Annotated in this window: 7 protein-coding genes; 4 read left to right on the forward strand and 3 right to left on the reverse strand. The window is 34.9% G+C overall.

Annotated elements, in window-relative coordinates; genetic code table 11:
- The first annotated feature begins 225 nt into the window (after positions 1-225).
- Positions 226-483, forward strand: coding sequence for a YesK family protein (locus BBA02S_RS19240; RefSeq protein WP_156136684.1), 258 nt, complete (start codon positions 226-228; stop codon positions 481-483).
- Positions 484-1,184: 701 nt separating this feature from the next.
- On the opposite strand, the gene BBA02S_RS19250 is transcribed toward BBA02S_RS19240, so the two are convergent.
- Positions 1,185-2,000: a hypothetical protein gene (locus BBA02S_RS19250; RefSeq protein ID WP_041102139.1), complete on the reverse strand. Its 816-nt coding sequence runs from the start codon at positions 1,998-2,000 to the stop codon at positions 1,185-1,187.
- Positions 2,001-2,426: 426 nt separating this feature from the next.
- The gene (locus BBA02S_RS19255) at positions 2,427-2,849 is read right to left on the reverse strand and encodes a helix-turn-helix domain-containing protein (protein ID WP_041114651.1); all 423 of its coding nucleotides are present in this window, start codon (positions 2,847-2,849) and stop codon (positions 2,427-2,429) included.
- Positions 2,850-3,136: 287 nt separating this feature from the next.
- Here BBA02S_RS19255 and BBA02S_RS19260 point away from each other — a divergent pair, with 287 nt between their 5' ends.
- Positions 3,137-3,715 (forward strand): helix-turn-helix domain-containing protein, encoded by a 579-nt coding sequence (locus BBA02S_RS19260; RefSeq protein ID WP_041102151.1) that lies wholly within the window; start codon positions 3,137-3,139, stop codon positions 3,713-3,715.
- A 313-nt stretch (positions 3,716-4,028) separates the two neighbouring features.
- Entirely contained in the window at positions 4,029-4,592 is a 564-nt protein-coding gene (locus tag BBA02S_RS19265; protein WP_041102149.1) for a site-specific integrase, read from the forward strand.
- 101 nt (positions 4,593-4,693) lie between these two features.
- Here BBA02S_RS19265 and BBA02S_RS19270 read toward each other — a convergent pair whose 3' ends face one another.
- Positions 4,694-5,071, reverse strand: coding sequence for a hypothetical protein (locus tag BBA02S_RS19270; RefSeq protein ID WP_041102147.1), 378 nt, complete (start codon positions 5,069-5,071; stop codon positions 4,694-4,696).
- A gap of 495 nt (positions 5,072-5,566) precedes the next feature.
- Here BBA02S_RS19270 and BBA02S_RS19275 point away from each other — a divergent pair, with 495 nt between their 5' ends.
- Entirely contained in the window at positions 5,567-6,454 is an 888-nt protein-coding gene (locus BBA02S_RS19275) for a hypothetical protein (RefSeq protein ID WP_041102145.1), read from the forward strand.
- The last annotated feature ends 224 nt before the right edge of the window (positions 6,455-6,678 follow it).

Below are 6,678 nucleotides of genomic sequence, written 5' to 3' on the forward strand. Positions count from 1 at the left end.
CCATCCGTTGGCTGTCTGCCGTCCTGCCGAATGATCACGGCATTCCATGCTTCCATTCCGTGATCATTTAAGTGTAAGGTGAGTAGAAGAGTGAGTGATTAAGTAAAGTAGAGGATAAGAGAGTAAGGGAGAAAAAGAGTTAGAAGAAGGATGAAATAAAAAGGTATTGGATGATAAGTAGAAGTCAGTATAGAATGGGGTAAGTGGCAAAAAAAGGAGAAGATAATGATTTTATTGCCTTTTCTAGTAGCTGTTGTGATAGGAATTGTTGTTTTATTGGTTACATGGTGGTTTAAGAAGATGAATTTTTCTTTATTTGTGCGACTGATACCAGGAGTTTTAACCATTGTAGCTGCCGTTATCCTATTTTATATTGGCTTTGTAAATAGTAGGGGATTTGAAGGCGCAGCCTACGGAATTCTGGCCTTCTTTTTAATGATTTTTGCTATAGCTTCGTTTGTTATGGCGAAAGCAAGGAAATGAGGTGCATAAAAACCCCTTTTTTTATGCAGAGATCCAGCTGGATAGGAAGCTGAAAACCTTGATCAATCAAGGTTGTATAAAAGGCTGCATAGAAATAACTTCGGAAATAAATAAAAAACCCTTATAAAACAAGGAGTTGAAGGGAACAAAAACTTCCTTCTTGTTGTGATGTTATGTGAATTAAAAGTGTATAGAGTATGTAGTCTAATTTCTTCTAACACGCATAGTTAATTGGCTAAATATTTTTTTATCTATTAGATTCTAAAATAACCATATAATTACTCTTTTTTCAATGTGTTAATATCAATATTCATGATACAATAATTGGAAAAATACATATTTCTAACAGATTTACTGGAGATAAAGGAGGATTTTATGAAGAAAGTCATATCCTATCTGTTGTATATGTCGTTATTTTTGGGTTTATTAGCGATTTTTTTTAGAGGAGTTTGGCTATTTATAATTTGGCCAATATCTATAATTATATGGACTTTAATGATGACAATAAAAGAGAGGAACACAAAGAAAAGCTATGTATGGTTAAGTTTCTTGGTGATAACTATAATAGTTTTCTCTTATGGGTTAGTTATGGAAAGAGCTTAAAAGAATCAATTTAATAAAAATTAGTATCAAAAGGAGCGTCCAAAATTTAAAATTCAGACGCTCCCTGAGGTGTGATTAAGGGACGGATTTATTGACATTTAATAGGTTTGAGTTGAAATTACTTTCATACCTGTACGACCACTTAATGTTGTAGACCTACCAACAGCTTTAGTACGACCACTATCTGTATAAATATATCTATGTGTTAAAGTTTCTGTGCTTATACCTGATCCTCGTTTGTAATAAACATATTTATAATAAACAGCTTTACTTCCAAGTTGATATGTAAGGTTGGCGATATTAACAACCCATTTTGCAGTTGCTGGAACTTTGGTAATTGCAGATATAGTTATACCAATAGCCCCGACTAACCATCGTGTTGGAGTGCTTGTCCCATTGCTAGTTGAATAATACTTCCAAGATTCAGAGGAGGCTAATGGTGAAATACTTTTTGCTGATTTTCCGGTTTGGGACAATAATTCACTATGGTTAATAGTTGGTGCAGTTGGTGCATTGTAATCAACTTTTGGATTAATGTGTATACGATCAATTTCCCCTAAAGATTCACTATTTTGAACTACTACTTCTTCATCTTTTAAATAAGATGTCGTAATAATGTCATCTTTTTCATATTCACCAGTTTCTTTGTTTTTAATGAAAACAGTACTTGTAACTTCACTTTCGCTCAAAAATTCTTCTTCAACCATAAAATTTTCACCATTCTGAGTATAAGTATATTTTAACGTTTTATCAGTCTGGTTAATCATTTTGAAATCGGATACTTCGTTGTTTGAGTTTTCAATTAATTTTTCGTTTGAAGCTATAGATTCTGCTGAAACCGGAGAAGTAACGGCAAGACCGGACAAAAGTAAACTTGTGCTAAGAACACCTATTAAAATTTTATTCTTCTTCATTTTGACACTCCTAACTCATAATTGTAATTATTTTACAATTATACAATATTTATGTAAAAATTCAATATAATGTAAAAAAAGAGTAACTATTCTGATTAATGTTTAGAAGCATATATTTAAATAAGTGGCACTGAAAGTTTGCTCAACCCAACCGTCCTGATTAAAAAAAGACCCATGGGGGTCTCTTTTAAATTAGGATTTAGCCAAGAAAACGCTGAAAGTTATGTTGGTCTTTTGCAAAATAATGTATTGCTTTTGTATTGTTTTGCTCATTTTTATATACCCATGAAAAAGTTAGGCTCTGCCTAACTCTCCTCGATTTATGGGGACACTTTTTCCTTATGCTCTTCTAACTTTTTTCAATAACTAAATAAAAAGCGAGATCTAAATCAGATCTCGTTAATTTTTCTATGTATAGAGTCTTGACTAGCTCCTCTTCATAAAGTCTTTTTTTAAATCCAAAAATAGTTTTTTAAAATCATCATAAAAGACAATGGTGAAAAAACCTAAAATAGTAAGGCCTACAGAAAAAGAACCTAATTCCGTAAAGAGTCCTATAAAAACAAGTAGGATCCCTATATAAAATCCCGGATCGGAAAACTCTTCAAACTTTTTTTCTTTTTCATCAATGCTTATTTTTTTTTGAAACTGCTGATCTCTTTTAATCAATTCATCTAGTGTAATATTATAGAATTCGCTTAATTTAATGAGATTCTCAATATCAGGATACCCTTTATTATTTTCCCACTTATAGACGGCTTGCCTAGAAACATTCATTTCTTGAGCTAATTCTTCTCTGGACATATTTTTTCCTTCTCTTAAGCTCTGTAATTGTTCTCCTAGATTCACCTCAACCACCTCTTTGCACCACTTTATAACAGTTGTTTAAAAACATCCATAAACACTTAGTAGTACGATGTAAACTGTTGGTTAACAGAAGTTCCAATACAGGAAGTTAACAAAGGTTCCTAATGAGGTTTATCTTTTTTCTTTAAAATCATTATTTATGTTGATAAATTAGAAACCAGATTAATACTTAGGTTTTATATGGATATTATTCTTGATAAAAGTGAATATCAAACCTTAATATTAGAATTAACCAGGTTTTTATATAGGTTTTAAAGGTGGGTATAAACATGGATAAAAGTGATTATCAAAGTGAGGGAAGGCTTAATAATAATCAAGCACCAATTGAATTTACAATAAAAGAAATAGCTAATTTGTTAAATGAGTCCCCTAATGTTATTCGTAATTGGGTGAAAGAGCTTCGTGATTATATCCCTTTAACAAAAAATGAAAGTGGCTACAATGTATTTGATCAGAAAGCGTTAGAAAAGATGAAATCCATTAAAATGATGCACCGGCAACAAAATTATTCTATAAAGCAGATTAAACATTATTTTGCCACAGGTGGAGAAGCCTTTCAGCCACTACCAGAGAAAGGTCCAGCCGAATTGTTAGCTGAAGAACTTCGGAAAATGAGAGAAGAACTTCAGTTTTTAAGAGAAAGTGTCCAAAAACAAGAAGAGTTTAATCAGGCATTAGTAAAAAAACTGGACCAGCAGCAAAAGTATATAGACGATAAGCTGGAGACACGGGATCACCAGTTGATGAAGGCTTTAAATGAAACGCAAGAAGTGAAAAGATTAATGCAAGAAGAAAAGAACGGGCAAGCAGAGAAGAAAAAAGGCTTTTTTGCACGTTTATTTAGTTGATTAATTTATTCCTGAAATGAAGAAATGATACATGGTTAACATGACTCTTCAGCTCCTACCTTTTTATACGATAGATATCGCTATTTAGTAATGAATAATAAACGAAAAGAACAATGCTATTACCCGAATGCAACATAATGATGATTATGTTGCATTCAAAAAGCAACCCGTAGCACACGAAAAACCCCTTGGTTTCCAAGGGGTTTTTCGTTATAGCAACTTCTAGCAGATAGCTGAATATAACATATTGGATAGATGTGTTATATTGAATGTAACATAATGAATGATTGAAAGCAACTGGAGGCGACCTTTTATGACAACCAGACAAGGGCAAAATAGTGTCGAACCGATTCGGGATCCTGAAAAGATCCGGATGATGAAAGAGTACTTGCTGCACAAATCATACAGAGACTATTTTTTATTTACTTTCGGCATCAATTCCGGACTGCGAATCAGTGATATCCTGCCGTTGCGGGTCATGGATGTCCGACACACGGAACATTTGCGGATTCGTGAGAAAAAAACGGGAAATGTCCGGAAAATCAAAATGTCGGCGGCACTGAAACAGGAGATTGAGAAATATACGCGCCAGATGGCCGATTCTGACCCCTTATTTCCGTCTCGGAAGGGGAAAGGTCCCATCGGGCGTCAAACGGCTTGGAGGGCCATTAACGAGGCTTCTCGCGCGTGTGGCATTGAAGGAGCCATTGGCACCCACACCATGAGGAAGACCTTCGGCTATCATTTTTACCAGCAAACGAAGGACGTGGCGATGTTGCAGCAGATTTTTGGACACTCCTCTCCCTCGATTACCTTGCGGTATATTGGGATTAATGATGAGATGATTGATAAAGCTCTTGATTCTTTTTCTATTTAATTTTTCATATTAAGACCCCTTAATGTCTTCTATTAAGGGGTCTTTTAACTTGGTTCGTTGATGTCCGACGATCTTTTAAAGGTGAACTATGGTTTGACGAATTATTTTAACCCAATATTTTCTGTATAACTAGTTTTATTTAAATCTTTTTGAATTTTATCTAGTTTCTTTTTGTCATAAGGGATTGTAGTATATCTATTTTCTTTTTCATTATATTCGAACATGGATTCAATCTGTTGTGTGGAATCTATCGTATATATCAGTTCGATATATTTACCGTCTGAATAGACAATAATCCCTGTGTCTTCTCGTTTTAAAACATCTTTCTCCCTGAATAGCTTTTCTCTTTCTAGTCTTTTGTTTTCCAAACTAATGACTTCGTTAATAGCTGAATCGAACTTTTTACTAGTACTTTCACTTCCACATCCAGATAAAAAGATAAGCGCTATTCCGACAAATAAACATAATTTTGAACGCATTTAATTATCCCTCCTTTTTTACTTATTAAACATAACTAGGAGCTTGAAGTGTATGCGGGAGAAGAGGGTCAAGAAAACCCAGAGATACTAGAAGAGTCTAACCAGACAGAAGTGTTAGACAAGATTTTTAGCGAAGCTAGGAAGGTTTATGGGGAATCGGAACAAAAGGATATAAATCAATAAGTACCTACTGAGACTTGTATAAATACAAAAATTCTGTTATAAATAGAGGCAACTAAATTGAACGGAAAAGCAAAAAAGGCAAAAGCGCGTTATAGTAGGATGGCCGTCCTATATAACCGTCCACCGTGAACACACCACGGTAAACACTTGCTTTTACCCTTCTCGCTTTATTTATCTTTGCCTGTATCTTACGATAAATAAACGTGAATTTCAAGGGAAAAGTCGATCTTTTACAGAAAGATAAAAGACGTGTTTACCGGTTTCTACGGTAAATACGTCTTTTTTGTTTTTTCTCTAAAGGAGACGAAACCCATGACAGTAAGCAGAATGTTATCCAATGAAGAATTTAAACAAATGATGAGCTACAAGCATCATGCTAAGAACCAAAAAGAACAACAATCCATGAAATTAAAGTTATTGAAAGTCGTAGAAGAGGTGTATGGCGACGCCTATTATCGATTAAAGAAAGAAACACGCGAGGCTATTGACATGATGTGCTGGCTGTCTTCAGAGCGCGGCTTTTTCTTTGCCAAAGATGCCTATTTAGCCGATCGACACGATCTATCGGACCGAACCATCCGGAACGTAGCCAAGAAGCTGCGCGAACATGGCGTGCTGTTTACCGTGTACCGGAGATCCACGAAGCAAAATGGACGGAGCGCCCCAGTCCATTTATTTGTGGACCACCCGTATTTTTCATACTGGGAAGAGCTGCTAAATTTAAGTGATTTCCAAACAGATTTCCAAACAGAAAACGCTGAAACCCCTTGTGGTTCTAAGGACGAAGGGACAAAAAAAATCCCTACCTATTCTTTACCATTAAAAAAATCTTTTAATAAATACATACGTAAGGACGAAAGCGTTTTAGATGACTCGTTTACCCCTTCTCATATTCCAAAGAACTTTGTATTAACCGTGAAACCGTTCTTTGGACAAGCCAAAGAGATTTATAAGCTATGGGGGAAAGCCATGCTGGCTTATCGTATCACTCGTTTAAATGCGCCTTTGGAAGAATTAACACCATTAGTCGTCCAAGCCTTTAAAGAGTCGATTTTTGCTCATAAACATAAACGTATTAAAGGCTCTTTTAACGCCTATTTCTTTGGTACGCTCAGAAACATGATGACGATTGAAAAACGAAGAGAAATCATGAATAACGATCCAATCTTTCTGCAGTTTAAGGCCTACATGGAATCTTAATGGCCCTGTTTAAAAAAATAGGAGCCTTTAAGGCTGTTAAAGTTGCCTTAAAAGCAACAAGAGCGTCACTAAGGAAACATTAAATACGAAAACAGAGTAAATTAGATAGTCAATCAAATGTAAATTAATACTTAAAACAATACTGTTAAGCACATTTACATCTAATTTACTCACTTTTGGCTGTTCTCTCCCTGGCCCGCCGGGCACTGGTTATTGATCTGCAG

It is taken from the genome of Bacillus badius NBRC 15713 (genome assembly GCF_001591605.1).
Lineage (GTDB): Bacteria > Bacillota > Bacilli > Bacillales > Domibacillaceae > Pseudobacillus > Pseudobacillus badius.

Coding starts and splice junctions, on each gene's coding strand:
- BBA02S_RS19240 (WP_156136684.1), top strand. CDS start 226: ATGATTTTATTGCCTTTTCTAGTAGCTGTTGTGATAGGAATTGTTGTT.
- BBA02S_RS19250 (WP_041102139.1), bottom strand. CDS start 2,000: ATGAAGAAGAATAAAATTTTAATAGGTGTTCTTAGCACAAGTTTACTT.
- BBA02S_RS19260 (WP_041102151.1), top strand. CDS start 3,137: ATGGATAAAAGTGATTATCAAAGTGAGGGAAGGCTTAATAATAATCAA.
- BBA02S_RS19265 (WP_041102149.1), top strand. CDS start 4,029: ATGACAACCAGACAAGGGCAAAATAGTGTCGAACCGATTCGGGATCCT.
- BBA02S_RS19270 (WP_041102147.1), bottom strand. CDS start 5,071: ATGCGTTCAAAATTATGTTTATTTGTCGGAATAGCGCTTATCTTTTTA.
- BBA02S_RS19275 (WP_041102145.1), top strand. CDS start 5,567: ATGACAGTAAGCAGAATGTTATCCAATGAAGAATTTAAACAAATGATG.